Genomic DNA, 19,078 nt, shown 5'->3' with positions numbered 1-19,078 from the left:
AGCCAATGCGCTTCGCAGTCAGCGTCGCTCCATCCTCATCAGGAGAATCCAGCGACGTGTTGACCTGCGATGCCGCATTCCGCGTCAGATACGGCCCTCTAGCAGGCTGCGGGCATGGAGAGCGTCCATCGTATTGTGGCCTTCCGTCAGCCGTTCGAACACTGGCTCCAGCACCTGGCGAAGCATCGCAGGTCTTCCGTCAGCACGGTGCATCTCGGCCAAGGTGATCGCGATCCGCAACTGCCAGGCGAGAGCCGACTGTTGCTCCGCCAGTTCCATGGCCTGCGTGAGAAGGGCAGAGGCTTCCGCTACGCGATCGGAACGCGTCGATTTGAGTGTACGTAGCGCCATTGCCCGTAATATTTCGGGATTGGCCCATCCCGCGATGCCAACGCGGGCACGCATTGTCGCATCCTTGCTGAGCATATCCGGATCGAACGTAACGAGAGTGTCGGCCTGAAGCGACACGGCAGGCGGGATCGAACGAGGCGGGTCGCAGCGACGGCGTGCCAGTACCATGTCGAAGATCTCTCCCCACCGCTGCCAGTTAGGCAATGCGTAGCGCTGAGCGTGTTCGAGCAGTTCAATGACCATGCCTTCGGCTTGTTCATCGAAACCTGACCAGATAGCGACGGGACACGCGCCGAAGCCGAACGCCAGAGAAACAGCGTGTGGGCCGTCCTTGCGGGCATACGACAAAGCTTCGAGTGCTGCTGAATTGGCCTGCTGCGCGTAGCCCTGCATCCAAAGCGAGCGGGCCAGGACAACACGCATGGAAGCCTGACGGTCAACCTGCATCGTACCGAAAATGAGAGGAATATTCACAGCCGGATGTGCCGTGGCGCGCCGCGCATAGAGGACGGCACGCTCATGGTCGCCCGTCATGTTGGTCGCCTGAGCCAGCACGCGATCGGCGGCCAGTCTGGCAGCGTCGTCCGTTGTATTTGCAAGTGCATCGGAAGCACGTTCGGCATAGGCCAGGCCGGCCCTGTAACGGCCTAATGTCAATTCGTGCGAAGCGTATTTGATCAGGGGCGCGGCCAACAGCGAGGGATCTCCGCTCAACTTTGCGAGTGCGATCGCGCGGTCAAGTGAAGTATCCTTGTTCAGGAGTTCGACATCTCGGCTCTGCCGCAGGCCAGAATAGGCAACATTGAGGCGTATCTCGGCCAGCAGTTGGCGCGGCGAGGCTTCGGAGGCGCGAGCCAGTGCCTTTTCCACGCGGTCGTCCAACTCGTTTACCAGTGCAAATTGGTAACCCAGAGGCAGCAGCAGAGCCGTCAAGCGCAGGGCCTGTCCGATATCACCTTCGGCGGTCCAGGCCCAGTCGGTCGCGGCGCGGGCATCGTCGAGCAAGAGGCCGTAATTCTCCATCCAGCTGCTGCGCGACATACGAGTCCAATCGATGTCGGCACGTTCAAGCACGCTTTCGAAATAGACGGCGTGCCTGCGGTTGAGCACAGTCAATTCGTCCGTTTCCTCCGCCTTTTCATAGGCATAGGCACGCGTACTGTTGAGCAGCCGATAGCAGGTCAAGGCTCCTTCGACCTTGACCTGCAGCAGCGACTTGCGAACGAGGCTGGCAACATCGTTGATCACCGCAAGGGGCGAGTTGTCGATAGCGGCGACGGCACGGGCCGCATCAAGCGTAAACCAGCCACGAAAAATCGACAGACGCCGCAGGGTTGACTGCTCACTCGTCGTTAGCCTGCCATGACTCCAGTCCAGCAGATTACGCAGCGTCTGGTGTCGCGGCGCTGCCGTCCGCCTGCCGCGCACCAGAATCTGAAACCGGTCGTCCAGGTGTTCGACAAGATCTTTGAGGCCGAATATCTCAACGCTCGCGGCGGCAATTTCGATGGCAAGCGCATTGCCATCAAGCCGGCGGCAGATTTCCGTTACGAGCGGAACATCGGCGTCTGTGAACCGAAAAGCCTCGGAACATGCCCTCGCGCGCTCAACGAACAGCTCGACGGCGGGGACGCATAATGCATCATCAGCCCGGAGGGCTTCGGCTTCTGACGGCAACCGGAGCGGAAGCAGCCGAAATACCCATTCACCCTCGGCGCTCATTGGCTCAGTAGACGTCGCAAGAATGTGCAGCCGGGGCGCGTTTCGCAGCAACAACTCGGCCATTTGCGCAACAGCGTCGATGATATGCTCGCAATTGTCGAGCACCAGCAACATATTCTTGCCATTGAGAAATGCGCCAAGCGCAGTCGGGCCGTCGTCAACGTTAGCCGAAACCTTGAGCGCGATCGCAACGGCCTGCTGCAGGCTTTGCTCATCAGCGGCAGCGGCGTCCAGATCGACCGTGACGATTCCGTCTTCAAACGTTTCCTGCAGCTTGCCGAGCAGTGCGAAAGCGACGGATGTCTTGCCGATTCCACCCGGACCCGAAATCGTAACAAGCCGTCGGCGTGCAACACGCTCGGCCAGTGTCGTGATCTCTTCGTCACGGCCGATCAGGCGGGTCAATGCCGCGGTACGCAGCGCGTCATCTTGTTCCGGAACCACCCCCGCGATCAGCCGGTATCCTCTGCCGCTGACATTGGTGATGTATTGCGGCGGATCGGCCGTATCTCCAAGGACCTTGCGCAGCGCAGCGATATGAACCCGAAGATTCGCCTCTTCGACGAAGGTGTCCGGCCAAACGCTTGCGATCAAGGCTTCCTTGGTGATTAGCTCTCCGCGCTTTTCGACCAGGGCAATGAGGAGCGACAAGGCGCGACTGCCGATGCGCACCGGCTCGCCCGCCCGGTGCAAGCTGTGCTGCTCAGGATATAGGGTGAATGGCCCGATCCGGATCGCCGGCCCATAAGGTTGAGTATTGGTTGCGCCATTATCCTGCACAGCCAGCCACGCCGAGGGGGCATTGCCCTCGGACGCGATTGGCGCCTGCCTATCGCTTGGCTTGTCTTGCAAGATTGACATGAGGGCACCCTCGGCACCACAATTTATGTGTGAACTCTAAAACAGTTTCTCATCAACCTAAACGATATACCAAATTGTCGCACAAGCAACTAGAAGTGCGAGTCTTCCCGCGTGTAATTGGGCGTAAAGCGAGATGTAAAACCTGTTTGGAATTGCAGTGTGGTCCGCAAGCCCGGGATACGGTGCCTTGCTCGAAACCCGTTGCAGAGCAGGCAGTCGTCGGTTGTGCTGTGCACTCCGCACGACGTTTTACAAAATTTAACACGCGCATAGCCTGACGACGGTCGCTGTGTTGCTTCCCGTGATTAACGAGGCGAGCATGAGATTCCCCAGAATTGGCTCTAGCCATAGAATCGACGACCTGATCATCTTGTTCTTTGCCTGATGTGCAACAGGCCCACATATTGGTTGAACGGCGGTCGAACTCCCGTGTCGATCGGAACAGCATCGATGACCCCCGACAGCCGGTCGACCAGAACGATTTCATAGATCGTCGATCTGTCATGCGGATCGGCTCGGCTGTTCGAGGATCTCCACAAGATCGGTCTCGTTTAGCCACCCGCCCACGGCCTTGGACACGCGCTCTCGCCGCATATTGTCAGAAAACAATCATTCCGGCCAAATTTGATCGGCAGATTCAAGAGCGATTGCCCTGGATGCTGCATTTCGTGGCTTGTCAACGATATGTGGGTCTCCTTCTTCCGAGACCCTCTGATTTTCATGCGACTTTTCAGTCGGAACTGTCCCAGGTCATGAGGTGAATTTAATGTCGAAGCTCGAAATCATTACGCCTTCCAATAGCCAGTTGATCTTTATCGACCAGCAACCGCAAATGGCGTTTGGCGTGCAGTCTATCGATCGCCAGGCGCTGAAGAACAACGTTGTCGGCCTGGCCAAAGCCGCCAGGATATTCAATGTTCCGACGACCATCACGACGGTCGAGACGGAGTCCTTTTCCGGGCATACCTACCCAGAATTGCTGGCGGTCTTTCCACAGAACGACATTCTGGAGCGTAGCTCCATGAACTCATGGGATGACCAGAATGTACGAGATGCATTGGCCAAGCACGCGGCCTCGGGGCATAAAAAGATCGTCGTTTCCGGTCTCTGGACGGAAGTGTGCAATCTGACCTTTGCCCTCTCGGCGCTCAATGACGTAGCCGACTACGAGATCTACATGGTTGCCGATGCCTCTGGCGGAACGTCTGTCGACGCACATAAATATGCGATGGACCGCATGATGCAGGCCGGCATCATTCCGATGACATGGCAGCAGGTTCTTCTTGAATGGCAGCGCGATTGGGCGCGTCGCGAGACCTATGATGTGGTGATCGACCTGGTCAGGGAGCATTCGGGCGGTTACGGCATGGGTGTCGATTATGCATACACCATGGTGCACGGCGCGGAGGAACGTGTCGCTCACGGAAAGCGCATCGGTCCCAACCCCGTCAAGTAAGCGCAGCCAATGTCGCACACGGCTTCTCATCCTGATCGAGGACGCTCGCATGAAAATCTATCTGTTTTCTCTCGGTGCCGGTCTGCTGGTTGGTATCGTATACAGCCTTCTCAATGTTCGTTCTCCGGCACCACCGGTGGTGGCGTTAGTCGGGCTTCTCGGCATTCTCGTCGGCGAGCAGATCTTGCCGTTTGCAAGATCGTTCTGGAGTAGCGAGCCGGCCGCCGTTTCCTGGATCAAGCAGATCAAGCCACACATGTTCGGCCATATGCCCACAGGTAAGTCCGGTGATGGCGCGGTCACCCAGCGTGTTGAAGACCGCGCGTGAGCGCTGACCAGCGACAGGCATGGCGCATTCCACGTCGCCACAACGCCTCTTGTTTCAAATGACGCTTAGCTTCACCCGCACTATCAGGAACCCAACCATGTATGCTGACCTTATTCTTCATCATGGACTTGTCACCACACTGGACCGGACGAATCCCGCAGCTACCGCAATTGCCATTCAAGACGGAAAGTTTCTGTCGGTTGGAAGCGACAGCGAGATCATGACCCATGCCGGTCCGGACACGACAGTCATCGACCTGAAGGGCAAGCGGGTCTTGCCGGGCCTTATCGACAACCATACCCATGTCATCAGAGGTGGCTTGAACTTCAATATGGAGCTGCGCTGGGATGGCATTCGCTCGCTTGCTGATGCAATGGATATGCTGAAACGTCAGGTGGCGGTGACCCCTCCACCCCAATGGGTGCGGGTCGTTGGCGGTTTTACCGAGCATCAGTTCGCGGAAAGGCGTCTCCCGACGATTGAGGAAATCAATGCGGTGGCACCCAATACGCCTGTGTTTCTCCTTCACCTTTATGATCGCGCATTGTTGAACGGCGCGGCGCTACGCGCCATCGGTTATACAAAGAACACGCCAAGTCCACCGGGCGGCGAAATCAGGCGCGACGCCAACGGCAATCCAACCGGCCTTCTTCTGGCAAAACCGAATGCCGCTATTCTGTATTCGACGCTGGCCAAGGGCCCCAAGCTCCCCCTTGAGTATCAGTTGAACTCGACGCGGCACTTCATGCGCGAGCTCAACCGCCTGGGCGTGACCAGTGTCATCGATGCTGGCGGCGGCTTCCAGAACTACCCGGAAGACTATGAGGTCATCCAGAAATTGTCCGATGATGGACAGATGACCGTTCGGCTCGCCTACAACCTCTTCACCCAGAAGCCCAAGGCGGAGAAGGACGATTTTCTCAACTGGACCTCGTCGGTCAAATACAAGCAGGGCAACGACTATTTTCGCCATAACGGTGCGGGTGAGATGCTTGTCTTTTCTGCCGCAGATTTCGAGGATTTTCGCCAGCCGCGACCGGACATGCCCCCCGAGATGGAAGGTGAACTGGAAGAGGTCGTGCGGGTGCTCGCCGAAAACCGTTGGCCCTGGCGGTTACATGCGACCTATGACGAGACGATTTCACGCGCGCTCGATGTGTTCGAGACGGTCGACAAGGAGATCCCGCTAGAGGGGCTGAATTGGTTTTTCGATCATGCCGAGACCATTTCCGAGCGCTCGATCGACCGCATTGCCGCTCTGGGGGGCGGGATCGCCACGCAGCACCGGATGGCATATCAGGGCGAGTATTTCGTAGAACGCTACGGCCATGGTGTGGCCGAAGCGACTCCGCCAATTCGCCGAATGCTGGAAAGAGGCGTCAACGTGTCTGCCGGCACAGATGCGACACGTGTCGCCTCCTATAACCCATGGGTATCAATGTCGTGGATGGTGACTGGAAAGACGGTCGGCGGCATGCAGCTTTATCCGCGCGCCAACTGCCTCGACCGCGAGACGGCGCTGAGAATGTGGACGGAAAAGGTGACCTGGTTTTCAAACGAAGTGGGTAAGAAGGGGCAGATCGCTGTCGGTCAGTTGGCCGATCTGGTCGTACCGGACAAGGATTTCTTCAACTGCTCTGAGGACGAGCTGTCTTTCCTGACCTCCGAACTGACGATTGTTGGCGGAAAGGTTGTCTACGGAGCTGCCGATTTTGCAACATTCGACGAGAGCGACTTGCCGCCAGCCATGCCGGACTGGTCGCCAGTACGAAAATTTCGCGGCTATGCCGCCTGGGGCGAGCCGGAGGGCGCGGGACGCAACTCTCTTGGTCGAACTGTCATAGCCTCCTGCGGCTGCACGAATGATTGCGGGGTCCACGGCCATGACCATGCCGTCGCATGGGCCTCGACACTGCCGATTTCCGATCTGAAGGGATTCTTTGGCGCTCTTGGTTGCTCTTGTTGGGCGGTATGAAGAGATGAAATCTCCCACCCATCTCGTCCTTTTGAGTTTCAATGGCGGCTATGTGGACACGCTCGGATTTCTCGCCCTTTCCGGTCTGTTTACCGCGCATTTGACGGGCAATTTTGTAACCTTGGGGGCGACCGTCGCTGTGGGCTTGGGCGACGCCCTACCAAAACTGCTCGCGCTCCCAGTCTTTTGCATGATTGTTTTCACTGCCCGGCTTTTCAGCCTCAGGTTGGAAGATGCGGGCATCAACCCCATTCGCCCACTTCTTCTGATCAACCTGACATTGCTCTGTGTCGTTGCTATCGGCGTGCTCTACCATGGTCCGATTCGGCCCGGTGAAAACGGCGTTACGCTGGCCGTCGGATTGACGCTCGTTGCAGCGATGGCCGTTCAGAACGGTCTCCACAGGGCATATCTCACCAAGACGCCGCCTACGACCTTGATGACCGGTACGACCACACAAATCCTGATCGACGTGGCAGACATGGTGGTTCGTACCAACGCGGAAAGTGTCGCTGTTGCAAAGATGCGTGTCGGGAAGATGGTCGTCGCAGTACTTTCATTTGCGTCCGGTTGCGCGATTGGTGCTGCCGGCTACATTTTTGCACCGGCTGCTGCTTTCTGCGTGCCGGTGATCCTGGCTGCCGTCGCGCTTTTGGCAGGCGTCGAGGATAACTGATATTCTTTGTTGTATCGGCACCGGCTCCCGAGCCGTCAGGACCATAGCAATCGCGTCACCAAACGCCCCGATTGGGTCTGTTCAGTATATCGAGATCGCGAGAAAGAACAGCTATCTCAGGCTGGCTGCTGGTCATTGACCCAGTCGTCAAGGACGATTATGCGCCGAATCAGCGGCATGCTGAATTCGCTCGCAGCCTGCACTTCCCGACATTCGGCACCGCCATGGTGCCATATACAAAAAAGGCCGACTAACCCTGGCGGAGTAGGGCTAGTCGGCCAAAATCGACAGAGCAATAACGTCTCCATCGACGTGCGCGGTTGGGAGGGAACCGGCACGGTGGCCAGCGGGAGGGGAAAGCGCTGGCCCGTTCGTTTGAACAGCTCGATATTGGGGCAGATTGTCGCCTGAAGATTGTCGCAATCGATCAAACTTCGCAAATCCAACTGTTACGGTCGCTGTTTCAGCGACCTCACGGATATCGAGTGGCAGCGTTTCGATGTGTTGGCAGCCTGCTCGATCTCGATGCCGAACATGATTTTGACGAATGTCTTTCGGGAGAAGCAGATAACCGCGAGCAAGACCAAGATATCGAACGCCACCATGTCCCGAGAAACGGACGACGCCGAAAGGCGTGCGAGAACTGGACATTCCGTCCAGAAATTCCAGCATTGCCGCAAGGATATGATTAGGGCTCTTCGGACGTCGCGCCCAACCGCTCGACTATTCTCACAACTGTTGAGGGGAGTGCATGCGGTCGAAAGAAGTCGGATACCGCCCCCTCACTCGGCCACTGACAGACATTGGGGGCAGCAAGCACGTGCTGCGCACGACTTCGTTTAAGAACCGTTTGCGCGGTCTATATCGCTGGGTACGAAATCGTGACGACCAGAACATTCCCAGCCGCAACAAGCTGTTATCCGGAAAATACCGAGCCAAACCGTCGCGATGGACTCAATGACGCGCTAGCACCATAGGCCATGGAAAGGTCGGTGAAAATCAGGCGCTTACAGAAGCGAAGTGGCGGACAGGGTGGGATTCGAACCCACGGTACGGTCTCCCGCACGCCGGTTTTCAAGACCGGTGCCTTAAACCGCTCGGCCACCTGTCCGTCCTGTTTGCGCTTATGAACAAACTGCACACGCTTTGCAAGAGCGCTTATTCGGCAGCCCGGCAAATATCGCGTTTTACGGTGAGCATTAATAGATACTAAACCAAGGTCGACTACCCGTATAGCCAGTGCATCAGCTGTGCGGGAATTTACCATGTTGTCCTCGTCTCCACGTTTCTGTTATAGACGAGCGGATCGACAGGTTCGGACAATATTGGTTTGCCATTGTTTTCGTTCAAAATGATGGTGTCTGAGTAGTGTGGAGACGATGAGAATCAACCGCGTAAACTTGCGGGCTGCTGGCAAGTGGTTCGGTCTCGCCATTGTGTGCTTCGGCGTCGCATCGTGCACGACCACAACAACCACGACAGGCGGGAAGAAAAAAACCGCAAAGTCCAAGGAATATTTTTCAGAGTCGGCCTATGGTGTGAAAGCCAGCCCGAAAGTCACCGATGGCAATAATGTGCCCAAGGGTGGCGGTCGCTATCTGGTGGGACGGCCTTACAAGGTTGCGGGCAAGACCTATGTTCCACGTCCCAATCCAAGCTACGACAAGGTCGGCCTTGCGTCATGGTATGGCTCCGCCTTCCATGGTCGCCGCACCGCCAATGGCGAGGTCTACGATCAGTATGATCTGACGGCGGCGCATCCGACAATGCCGCTTCCAAGCTATGCCCGTGTGACCAATCTCGACAATGGCAGCTCGGTCATTGTTCGTGTCAATGATCGTGGACCTTTCCACAAAGGCCGCATTATCGACCTGTCCAACACGACTGCCGAACTTCTGGACATGAAGGGCACGGGCACCGCCAAGGTTCGTGTGCAATATATCGGACCTGCGCAGATGGATGGCCACGACAAGGCATTCCTGATGGCGTCTTACAACGGCAAGGGCGGGCGACTGCCGCAATTTGCCCCTGATGGTCTGACCGCGACCCCGGGCGTGATGGTTGCGTCGAACGACGTGCCAACACCGGTGGATCCCGAAAGCCAGATGCCGGTCGCCCCGACGCTTGTGCCCGTCCCCGCCACAGCGACGGCCTTCAATAACACCGCGGTTCAGACCGCCGGCGCCGATCCGTTCCAGCAATTCGTGATCCTGCCGGATACCGGTCCGCAGATCGTCGAGCGACCGCAACAGTCGGCCTCGATCATGTCTGCGCCGGCCAGCAGGCTATCTGCCTATTCCGCGCCTGATTCTGATGCGAACGAAACGCCTTTCCGCGCCGTTCTGGTCCGCAATGACGGACTGACGGAGGAGGCGATCAAGGCCTTTGCGCTCAAGAAGCGCATCGCCGTCAACTGACATCACCAATCCGCCCGGCCTTAGATGTCGCGCGGCACAGTATTGGGAACGCATGAAGATCCTATGCTTTCGCCGTGCCGTTGCGGGTTTGTTTGCCATCGCCCTGGTGGCGACGCAGGCGCTTGCGCAAGATGCGACCGATTTCGAGACAAAGGCCGAGCAGGCGCTGATGGTGGAGGCGTCCACCGGGACGATCCTGTTGTCCAAGGGCGAAGCACAGACCATTCCGCCGGCCTCGCTTGCCAAGCTGATGACCATGGAGGTGGTCTTCGATGCGCTGACAAAGGGCGAGATCTCACTCGATACCGAATATACTGTGTCTGAACATGCCTGGCGCACGGGCGGCGCACCGTCGCGCACGTCCACCATGTTTGCAGCCATCAAATCCTCGATCCGGGTCGAGGACCTGATCAAGGGTGTCATCATCCAGATGGCGAATGACGGTTGCATCATATTGGCAGAGGGCATGGAGGGCTCGGAAGAAGCATTCGCCGCGCGCATGAACCTGAGAGCCGCCGAAATCGGCATGAAGGACAGCCATTTCGCCAATCCCACCGGTTTGCCGGACCCTCAAAACAAAACGACGCTAGAAGACATGGTGACGCTTGCGCGCCATCTGCACACGGCCTATCCGCAATATTACAGCCTCTATGCCACGCCCGATTTCGAATGGAACAACATCTTCCAGCGCAATCGCAACCGGCTGCTCTACACCGATCTTGGCGTCGACGGGCTGGCAACCGGCTATGCCGACGAAAGTGGATTTGCCATTGTCGTGTCGGCCGAGCGCAACGGCGTCAGGCTGTTTCTGGGATTGAGCGGGTTGAAGAATGACCGCGAGCGCAATGAGGAAGCCATCCGCGTCCTGCAATGGGGGCAGACGAATTTCGAGCGAAAGTCGGTGTTCAAAAAGGGCGAGGTGATCGGTCAGGCCAGCGTGTATGGCAGTGCCGAAGGCCATGTCGACCTGCTGACGGTGGCCCCGGTCGAGGTCTATGTGCCTGTGCTGGATCCCAATCCGCTGTCCGGGCGCATCGTCTATCACTGGCCATTGCGACCACCCGTCCAGCCGGGCCAGGAAATTGCCCAATTGCGCGTGTTCTCCGGTGACCGCCTGTTGCGCGAAGTCCCGCTTGAGACGGCCAGTGCCGTGAGCGTTGGAACCTTGAGGCAGCGGGCCATGGACGCCATCATAGAGATGTTGTTTTTCTGGCTTTAGAATGCGTGTCCGGAAGGGTAGCCAGCAATGGTGAAGCCAGCCGCGCTTGATTCATGGGTAGGAACGGCCAGCAGCTGTTTCACCCCATTGATTCTTGCGTTAAACACATCGACATAACCCTCAACACATCCCGCAGAGCAGGAAAGACGTTTTGGCATACCGCAAGGGACTGTTCGTGACATTCGAAGGCGGCGAGGGGGCTGGCAAGTCGACCCAGATACGTCGTCTTGCGGAGGCCCTGCGCCGCAAGGGTCATGATGTACTGACGACCCGTGAGCCCGGCGGTTCTCCGGGCGCCGAGGCACTGCGGCATGTGCTCTTGTCGGGTGCAGCCGAGACCTATGGCGTGCGCATGGAGGCCATTCTCTTTGCTGCCGCGCGCAACGATCACGTCGAAAATGTCATCCGTCCGGCCCTGTCGAAGGGCTTTATCGTGCTTTGCGACCGTTTCATGGATTCCTCGCGTGTCTATCAGGGCGTCACCGGAAATCTGGAGCCGGACCTGATCGACGCACTGGAGCGTGTCGCCATCGATGGTATCGCACCCGATCTGACACTGATCTTCGACTTGCCGGCGGAGGCCGGACTGGCACGCGCCAGACGTCGAAGCGAGCAGGATAACGCGCAATCCGATCAACCCGACAGGTTCGAGCGCGAAGAGATCGAGACCCATGAAAGACGCCGCCGGGCCTTTCTCGAGATCGCCAGGGCGCATTCCGAGCGTTGTCGCGTCATTGATGCGACAAAGGCAATCGAGGAAATTGCAGCGGATGTGTTGTCGCTGGTCGAGCCTGAGATCGCAGCGCACAATGCCGAGGATCGCAAGCAAGTGGCCGGTGGCGAATGAGTGAGGCAACGCCAGGCGTGCTGGACGGCGCAATCGCGCCCATGCGCAATACGGCCCTGTATGGCCACGCGCAGGCCGAGGCGTTCCTCGCCCAGGGCTATCGCTCCGGCAAGGGGCACCATGCCATCCTGATCGAGGGCGAGGAGGGGATCGGCAAGGCGACGCTCGCCTTTCGCTTTGCCAATCACGTGCTTTCCTATCCAACGCCTGAAACGGCACCGGAGATGATGCCCGATCCCGACACCAATTCGCTGGTCAGCCGGCAGGTGTCATCCGGCGCGAGCCACAATCTTTTGCACCTGACGAAACCGGTGGACGAAAAGACCGGCAAGGTGAAGAGCGCCATCACGGTCGACGAAGTACGCCGGGCAGGGCACTTCTTCTCGCAGACCGCCGGCGGTGGAAGCTGGCGCATCGTCATCATCGACGCCGCCGACGACCTGAACAGGAATGCGGCGAACGCCATCCTGAAAATCCTGGAGGAGCCGCCGAAACGGTCTCTTTTCCTCGTCTTGTCCCATGCGCCCGGTCGACTGCTTCCGACCATCCGCTCGCGGTGTCAGCCCCTCAGGCTGTCGCCTCTCGACCATGAGGACATGCACCGCAGCCTCGCCCATCTCGGCATTGGTTTCAGGGACGCCAAGCAGGAGGAGGGGGTCTTGAACCTTGCCGGCGGCAGTGTCGCCCGCGCCCTGAAGCTGGTGAACTACGGCGGTCTCGATATCATTGAGGCCTTCGACAATGTTCTCGCCTCGAGTGGCCCGTCTGCGCGCCGCGGCATGCAGAAGCTGGCCGATGTGCTGAGCGCCAAGGATTCGGACGCGGCCTTCGGCTTCTTTACCGATCACATCGGCGATTATCTGATGCAGCAGGCGCGCAATGCAGCGATGAATGGCGATGGGGCGGAAGCCGATCGGTTCGCGCGGCTGACGGAAACGGTGAACCAGCGTTTCGTCATCAGCGCCGGCTATAACCTCGATCGCAAACAGACCATCCTCGATACCTTTGCCGATCTCGGTATCTAGGCCGTATCAACTTGAAATCAGCTTGGCCGCGACGGTCATCAATGTCACAGCCAGAATGTTGCGGACGAGCTTTTCGGGCATGCGGGGCGCCAGAGCGCTGCCAATCATGATGCCGGGTATGGAGCCCAACAGAAGTTCCAGCAGCATCAACCAGTCGACTTCGCCGATCATCAGATAGCCGAGGCCTCCGACCAAGGTGAGAGGAATGGCATGGGCGATGTCGGAACCGACGATTTCCTGAATCTGCAAACGCGGATAAAGCAATAGCAGCACGGTGACGCCGATGGCCCCGGCACCGACCGAGGTCATGGTGACGATCACACCGAGGACGAAGCCCAGGCTGACCGTGAGCACGGCAATCGTCCGGGGCGAGGGCGGCGATGCGCCGGCAAACAGTCGTGTCTTGAAGGTTGCAATGCGCTCTCCGGCGAAGAGGATGATGGCGGTGAGCAGCAAGGTCCAGCCGAGCGCCGATGTCAGAAGGTCAACCGATTCCAGGCTGCGACGGTCGATCCCGGACAGCATCCACAAGGTCCAAAGGGCGGCTGGAACACTGCCGGCGGCCAGAAACGCCACCATGCGCCAGCGGATCATGCCATGGCTTTGATGAACCAGGGCCCCGGCCGATTTGGTAATGGAGGCGTAGAGGAGATCGGTGCCGATCGCCATCACCGGATGGACGCCAAACAGCAGAACCAGCATGGGGGTCATCAAAGATGCGCCGCCAACGCCGGTAATTCCGACCAGCATGCCGACGGCAAAACCTGTCAGCGAAAAGAGCGGCTCGAAGGAATCGATCACGTGCGGTCGTCCCCGGTTCAGGTGGCCAAGCCCGCAATACGCCGCACAATGAGCAACAAGCCATTCACGATACATCAACCGGGGTAAGGGCCGTCTGGCATCCTGTCAAGAAAAGACGGATCGGGAGCAAAACGCGGATTGCCGCGAAACTTGGTGTTTCGCAATGCGGCAACATGCGTTAAGAGCGGGCCTTGAGTTTGTAAACAGTAGCTGCGGTCAAAGGCCGATCGATGACAGACACCTTTTATATCACCACCGCCATCGCCTATCCGAACGGCAAGCCCCATATCGGCCATGCCTATGAGCTGATCGCGACCGATGTTATTGCGCGCTTCAACCGGCTCGACGGCAAGGATGTATTCTTCCTGACAGGCACGGACGAGCATGGCCAGAAAATGCAGCAGACAGCCAAGGCCGAAGGCGTCACGACGGAAGCGCTGGCCGAGCGGAATTCAAATGAGTTTCGCGCCATGGGCAAGCTGCTGAACGCCTCCAATGACGATTTCATTCGCACCACCGAAGCGCGCCATCACGAGGCGAGCCAGGCAATCTGGAACCGCATGGCCGAGAATGGCGATATCTACAAGGATAGCTATGCCGGCTGGTATTCGGTGCGCGACGAAGCCTATTACCAGGAAGACGAGACCGAACTGCGCGCCGATGGCGTGCGCTACGGACCGCAAAACACGCCGGTCGAATGGGTGGAAGAAGAAAGTTATTTCTTCAAGCTGTCGGAATATCAGGACAGGCTGCTGGCGCATTATGAAGCCAATCCGGATTTCATCGGTCCGGCCGAACGCAAGAACGAGGTGATTTCCTTCGTGAAGTCCGGCCTCAAGGACCTGTCGATATCCCGCACCACCTTTGACTGGGGCATCAAGGTGCCCAACGATCCCAAGCATGTGATGTATGTCTGGGTCGACGCCCTGACCAACTACATCACCGCGACTGGCTATCTCACAGATCAGAGCGGTCCGCGCGCCAAATACTGGCCAGCCGATATGCATATCATCGGCAAGGACATCATCCGCTTCCATGCCGTTTATTGGCCGGCTTTCCTGATGTCGGCTGGACTGCCATTGCCGAAGAAGGTTTTTGCGCACGGCATGGTACTGAACAAGGGCGAGAAGATGTCGAAATCGCTCGGCAACACCGTCGGTCCGTTCGAGCTCATTGACCAATTCGGCTTGGACCAGTTGCGCTATTTCCTGATGCGCGAAGTCTCCTTCGGTCAGGATGGCAGCTATTCGGAAGAGGCGATTGCGACCCGTATCAATGCCGATCTCGCCAACGGCATCGGCAATCTGGCCAGCCGCTCGCTATCGATGATCGTCAAGAACTGCGACGGCAAGGTGCCGGAGCCCGGTGCATTTACGCAAGCCGACGAGGCGATGCTGGGTGCGGTGGATGGCCTGATAGCCACCTGTCGCGACGAGATGGACAGGCTCGCCATCCACAAGGCTGTGACAGCCATCATCGCCGTGGTCTCCGAGGCTGACCGCTATTTTGCCGGCCAGGAACCATGGGCTTTGAAGAAGACAGATCCGCAGCGTATGGGCACTGTGCTCTACGTGACGGCAGAAGTCGTGCGCCAGATCGCCATACTCTTGCAGCCCGTGATGCCGGACTCGGCCGCAAAGCTGCTCGATCTGGTTGCCTCGCCCGCCGACAAACGCGATTTCTCGGCGCTGGGCGCGGCCAACCGTCTGATCGCGGGCACGCCGCTCGAGGCACCAAAGCCGGTCTTCCCGCGTTATGTCGCGCCGGATGCAGAGACAAAGGCCTGAGGTTCCCATGCTGATCGATACCCACTGCCATCTCGATTTCGCTGATTTCGACGCAGAACGCGATGCTCTGGTCGAACGCGCCCACGAAGCCGGTGTGACGCAGATGGTGACGATTTCGACCCGGGTGAAGAAGCTCGATACGCTGCTGGCGCTGACAGATCGCTATCCGACCGTGTTCTGCTCGGTGGGAACCCATCCCAACAATGCCGATGAGGAACTGGACATCGAGACCGGCGATCTCGTGCGGTTGGCGCAGCACCCAAAGGTGGTCGCCATCGGTGAAGCAGGTCTCGATTACTTCTACGACACGCAAAAGCCTGAGGACCAGAAGACGGGGTTTCGCCGCCACATCGCCGCAGCCCGCGAAACGCAATTGCCGCTCGTCATTCACGCCAGAAGCGCGGACGACGACATGGCCGCGATCCTGACGGAGGAAACGGGGAAGGGGGCCTTCCCTTTCATCCTGCATTGCTTTTCCGCCGGTGAAGCGCTCGCCAAGACCGGCGTTGAACTGGGTGGCTATGTGTCCTTCTCCGGCATCCTGACCTTTCCCAAATCGACGGAGCTGCGCGAGATTGCAAGCGGCGTGCCCATGGATCGGCTGCTGGTTGAAACCGACGCGCCATATCTGGCGCCCAAACGGTGGCGCGGCAAACGCAACGAGCCGTCTTACGTCGTCAACACAGCCGAAGTTCTGGCCGAGGCCAAAGGTGTGAGCTACGAGGAAATCGCCCGCATCACCACGGATAACGCACTGCGGATATTCTCGAAAATGCCGAGGCTCTGATCCATGGGCTTTCGCCGGCGCTTTACCATTCTCGGCTGTTCCTCGTCGCCCGGAGTCCCGCGCATCAATGGTGACTGGGGCGCGTGTGACCCGGACAATCCGAAAAACCGCCGCAGCCGCGCATCCTTTCTGATCGAGCAATTTGCGCCCGATGGCGGCAAGACGACACTGGTGGTCGATACCGGTCCGGATTTTCGCGAGCAGATGATCAAGGCCAAGGTCGATCATATCGACGGCGTGTTCTATACGCATGCGCATGCCGATCATCTGCACGGGATCGACGATATCCGCGGTTATTTTCATAGCCAGAAGCAACGGATACCGATCTACGCCGATGCGGAAACCATGGAGCGTATCGAGCAAGGTTTCGGCTATTGCCTGAAGACACCGCCAGGCAGCGGCTATCCGCCCATTGCCGAACCGCATATCATCGAGGACGTGGAGGCACCGTTCACGATAACGGGCGCTGGCGGCACCATATCGGCGCAGCTTCTAAGACAGATACACGGTGACATTATCTCGATGGGTCTGAGAATTGGCGACATTGCCTATTGTTGCGACGTCAGCGATTTCCCCGAGCGCACACTCCAGCATCTGCAGGGTCTGGATGTGCTGATCATCGACGCCTTGCAATACCGCGAGCATCCAAGCCATTTGTCTCTAGAGCAGGCTTTGGGCTGGATCGAGCGGTTGAAACCCAACCGGGTATTCTTGACCCATATGCATATTCCGCTGGACTATGCGACGGTGATGCGCGAGACGCCGGATCATGTCGAGCCGGCCTATGATCAGCTTTCGTTCGAGGTCACGGTCGACTGACCGGCGCTCCGATTGTACATTAGAACAGAAGAATAATAGCCTGATCGAATGACGAAAAGGCGCTCAGGAGGTAACATGGTCTGCATCTTCATCCAGATACGCTGCCGTCCCGGCCGGACCTACGAGGTCGCCGACAGCATCTATGAAAAGGAAGTTGTCTCGGAGCTTTATTCGACGAGTGGCGAATATGATCTGATGGCCAAGGTCTATGTGCCGGACGATCAGGACGTCGGCAAATATGTCAACGCCATTATCGCCGATATCCCGGATGTCGACCGCACGCTGACGACGCTGACATTCCACGCATTCTGAACGAGCGGTGGGATGCAATGTTGGCGCGGGTGACTGATTGTCAGGCGTTCGCGGTGTGTTCCTGAGTGCTGATAATAGTGCAGGTTCATACAGTTATGGGAACGAGATAATGCGTTATGTGATGCTTATTAGTTCCATAATCTATCTTATGTGATCGATGTGTGTAGCCGGGGTACATTCCATTTCCAAGTGCGACATGCCCGTTCCAGCGCCACCCTGCACGTGCCTCCATTCTCCTCATTGAAAGACCCGACACTGTGATACGCGGTTTACAGGATGATGACCGGTCTGCCGTTCTGGCCCTCTGGCATCAGGGTTGGCATGACGCCCACGCGGCTCTGGTCCCGGCTGGCGTTTTGACATGCCGAACTCCGGATTGTTTTGAGATCTGGTTCGACCAGAGTACGGATGTGTTTTATGTGGCGGTTGAGAACGCGACCGTGCTGGGCTTCGTGTCGATCAAGGATGACGAGGTCGTCAAACTCTATTGTTGCCGTAAAGTGCGGGGCTCGGGTCTTGCCGGTCAGTTGCTCGCACATGCAGAAAGTCAGATTGCTGCGCGCGGCTTCACCAAAGCCTGTCTTTTCTGTACCGCTGGCAACCACCGCGCTGAACGTTTCTATGAAAACCATGGCTGGATCCTGTCAGGGTCGTCCCTGGAAACGTTGTGGCTTCCACCAGATGAAACATTGACCGCCACTGTTCTCACGCATCGCTTTGAGCGTGACGTCTCAACATCGCTTTGATCGAACATCGTGTTTTGTGTCCCCAATGCGCCGCTTTATTGCCAGGGGTGTTCCGACTTGAGGTATTCTGTGTTTTGGGAGTAACATCATCGCCGCTAATCGGACAAATACCTCGCACGAGGACCCGGGGGTAATCGAGACGGTGCCGAACCAGATGCGCAGAGCGGCCGAGGCACGATACCGAGATGCCGTAGATCTACGCTCGGTACCTGCTATCAGGCAGTTGTTACACCATCCCTTTGTCGAGCGGATCAGGGCTGCCGTGCCCTTTGACCACGTGGTAGTCGCTGGCCTCGATCTCGACGGCTACCGTCTGGGCCTTGGACATTCGGTCGATACAGATCTTCCGCCCATGTTCCTGGATGCCTATTACGGCGAAGAATTATATCTGGTCGATCCGTTCTTGACGGCGTCGTTGAAGGCAACCGGCGTGACCGTCGAAGCCGATGTCTATCGCGAGACCCCTCCTCCGCCGCGTCTCCGCTATATCACCGAGCAGTTCGAGGTTTTCAATCGTACCTTGTTTCCATTGTTCAGAGACGAACGCCCCTTCGGTGCCGTGGCATTATCGCGCGCAACGCGGTTCGATGCCGAAGAGCTGGCATTTCTCTCCGACATCGCACCGACCATGCACGAGGTCGTCACCCGCCCGATCACGGCGAGGTTCTCAGCGCAGGCGCTGAAACTGACCGCAGGAGAAGTCGCCTGCCTGAAATGGGCAAGCCATGGCAAGACCAGTGATGGGGTTGCAGCCGAGACAGGCTATGCGGCGGAAACGGTCAATAGTTATATAAAGAGCGCGTGCCGCAAGCTCGGCGCGGAGAACCGCGTTCATGCGATCGCCGAAGCGCTTCGCCGTAAGTTGATCCTTTAGAGCACGACCTCCGATCACCACAGCCCCCGATTCAATTTCAAGCAGTGAGCAAAAACACATTTTTTGGTCATATGC

The 19,078-nt window shown here is 58.0% G+C and carries 16 protein-coding genes and 1 tRNA gene; 14 read left to right on the top strand and 3 right to left on the bottom strand.

Annotated features, from left to right (window positions below; genetic code table 11):
• Window positions 1-84: 84 nt before the first annotated feature.
• Window positions 85-2,934, bottom strand: coding sequence for an ATP-binding protein (locus tag ACWPM9_RS10330; RefSeq protein ID WP_484755043.1), 2,850 nt, complete (start codon window positions 2,932-2,934; stop codon window positions 85-87).
• Window positions 2,935-3,700: 766 nt separating this feature from the next.
• Between ACWPM9_RS10330 and ACWPM9_RS10325 the strand changes: the two genes are divergently transcribed.
• From ACWPM9_RS10325 to ACWPM9_RS10310, 4 genes are all read left to right on the top strand, one after another.
• Window positions 3,701-4,390 (top strand): hydrolase, encoded by a 690-nt coding sequence (locus ACWPM9_RS10325; protein ID WP_484755042.1) that lies wholly within the window; start codon window positions 3,701-3,703, stop codon window positions 4,388-4,390.
• 49 nt (window positions 4,391-4,439) lie between these two features.
• Complete coding sequence (locus ACWPM9_RS10320; RefSeq protein ID WP_484755041.1) at window positions 4,440-4,718, top strand: XapX domain-containing protein; 279 nt, start codon at window positions 4,440-4,442, stop codon at window positions 4,716-4,718.
• Window positions 4,719-4,815: 97 nt separating this feature from the next.
• On the top strand, window positions 4,816-6,693 hold the full coding sequence (locus ACWPM9_RS10315; RefSeq protein ID WP_484755040.1) for an amidohydrolase: 1,878 nt from the start codon (window positions 4,816-4,818) through the stop codon (window positions 6,691-6,693).
• A 4-nt stretch (window positions 6,694-6,697) separates the two neighbouring features.
• The gene (locus ACWPM9_RS10310) at window positions 6,698-7,369 is read left to right on the top strand and encodes a YoaK family protein (protein WP_484755039.1); all 672 of its coding nucleotides are present in this window, start codon (window positions 6,698-6,700) and stop codon (window positions 7,367-7,369) included.
• A gap of 1,021 nt (window positions 7,370-8,390) precedes the next feature.
• On the opposite strand, the gene ACWPM9_RS10305 is transcribed toward ACWPM9_RS10310, so the two are convergent.
• Window positions 8,391-8,480, bottom strand: a tRNA-Ser gene (locus ACWPM9_RS10305).
• Window positions 8,481-8,748: 268 nt separating this feature from the next.
• Between ACWPM9_RS10305 and ACWPM9_RS10300 the strand changes: the two genes are divergently transcribed.
• From ACWPM9_RS10300 to ACWPM9_RS10285, 4 genes are all read left to right on the top strand, one after another.
• Entirely contained in the window at window positions 8,749-9,786 is a 1,038-nt protein-coding gene (locus ACWPM9_RS10300; protein WP_484755038.1) for a septal ring lytic transglycosylase RlpA family protein, read from the top strand.
• Window positions 9,787-9,838: 52 nt separating this feature from the next.
• Window positions 9,839-11,005 (top strand): D-alanyl-D-alanine carboxypeptidase family protein, encoded by a 1,167-nt coding sequence (locus tag ACWPM9_RS10295; protein WP_484755037.1) that lies wholly within the window; start codon window positions 9,839-9,841, stop codon window positions 11,003-11,005.
• A gap of 151 nt (window positions 11,006-11,156) precedes the next feature.
• On the top strand, window positions 11,157-11,852 hold the full coding sequence (gene tmk / locus ACWPM9_RS10290; protein WP_484755036.1) for a dTMP kinase: 696 nt from the start codon (window positions 11,157-11,159) through the stop codon (window positions 11,850-11,852).
• A complete protein-coding gene (locus ACWPM9_RS10285; protein ID WP_484755035.1) occupies window positions 11,849-12,877 on the top strand; it encodes a DNA polymerase III subunit delta' in 1,029 nt (342 codons plus the stop codon). The genes tmk and ACWPM9_RS10285 overlap by 4 nt, the downstream gene beginning before the upstream one ends.
• Window positions 12,878-12,883: 6 nt before the next feature.
• Here the strand turns inward: ACWPM9_RS10285 and ACWPM9_RS10280 are convergent, their stop codons facing one another.
• Window positions 12,884-13,627 (bottom strand): sulfite exporter TauE/SafE family protein, encoded by a 744-nt coding sequence (locus tag ACWPM9_RS10280; RefSeq protein ID WP_484757642.1) that lies wholly within the window; start codon window positions 13,625-13,627, stop codon window positions 12,884-12,886.
• Window positions 13,628-13,908: 281 nt separating this feature from the next.
• Here ACWPM9_RS10280 and metG point away from each other — a divergent pair, with 281 nt between their 5' ends.
• The 6 genes from metG (at window position 13,909) to ACWPM9_RS10250 (ending at window position 19,003) form a co-directional block, all read left to right on the top strand.
• Window positions 13,909-15,465 carry a methionine--tRNA ligase gene (gene metG, locus ACWPM9_RS10275; RefSeq protein ID WP_428186724.1) on the top strand — a complete coding sequence of 519 codons (1,557 nt, stop codon included), beginning with the start codon at window positions 13,909-13,911 and terminating at the stop codon, window positions 15,463-15,465.
• A 7-nt stretch (window positions 15,466-15,472) separates the two neighbouring features.
• A complete protein-coding gene (locus tag ACWPM9_RS10270; RefSeq protein WP_428186725.1) occupies window positions 15,473-16,252 on the top strand; it encodes a TatD family hydrolase in 780 nt (259 codons plus the stop codon).
• Between the two features lie 3 nt (window positions 16,253-16,255).
• The gene (locus tag ACWPM9_RS10265; RefSeq protein WP_484755034.1) at window positions 16,256-17,071 is read left to right on the top strand and encodes an MBL fold metallo-hydrolase; all 816 of its coding nucleotides are present in this window, start codon (window positions 16,256-16,258) and stop codon (window positions 17,069-17,071) included.
• A 75-nt stretch (window positions 17,072-17,146) separates the two neighbouring features.
• Window positions 17,147-17,383 (top strand): Lrp/AsnC family transcriptional regulator, encoded by a 237-nt coding sequence (locus ACWPM9_RS10260; protein ID WP_428186727.1) that lies wholly within the window; start codon window positions 17,147-17,149, stop codon window positions 17,381-17,383.
• Window positions 17,384-17,640: 257 nt separating this feature from the next.
• Entirely contained in the window at window positions 17,641-18,129 is a 489-nt protein-coding gene (locus ACWPM9_RS10255) for a GNAT family N-acetyltransferase (protein ID WP_484755033.1), read from the top strand.
• Window positions 18,130-18,283: 154 nt separating this feature from the next.
• Entirely contained in the window at window positions 18,284-19,003 is a 720-nt protein-coding gene (locus tag ACWPM9_RS10250) for a helix-turn-helix transcriptional regulator (RefSeq protein ID WP_484755032.1), read from the top strand.
• The last annotated feature ends 75 nt before the right edge of the window (window positions 19,004-19,078 follow it).

The organism is Agrobacterium sp. H141, from assembly GCF_057158725.1.
Note: the sequence above shows the minus strand (reverse complement) of the source record. Positions and strands in the feature narration are given on the sequence as shown.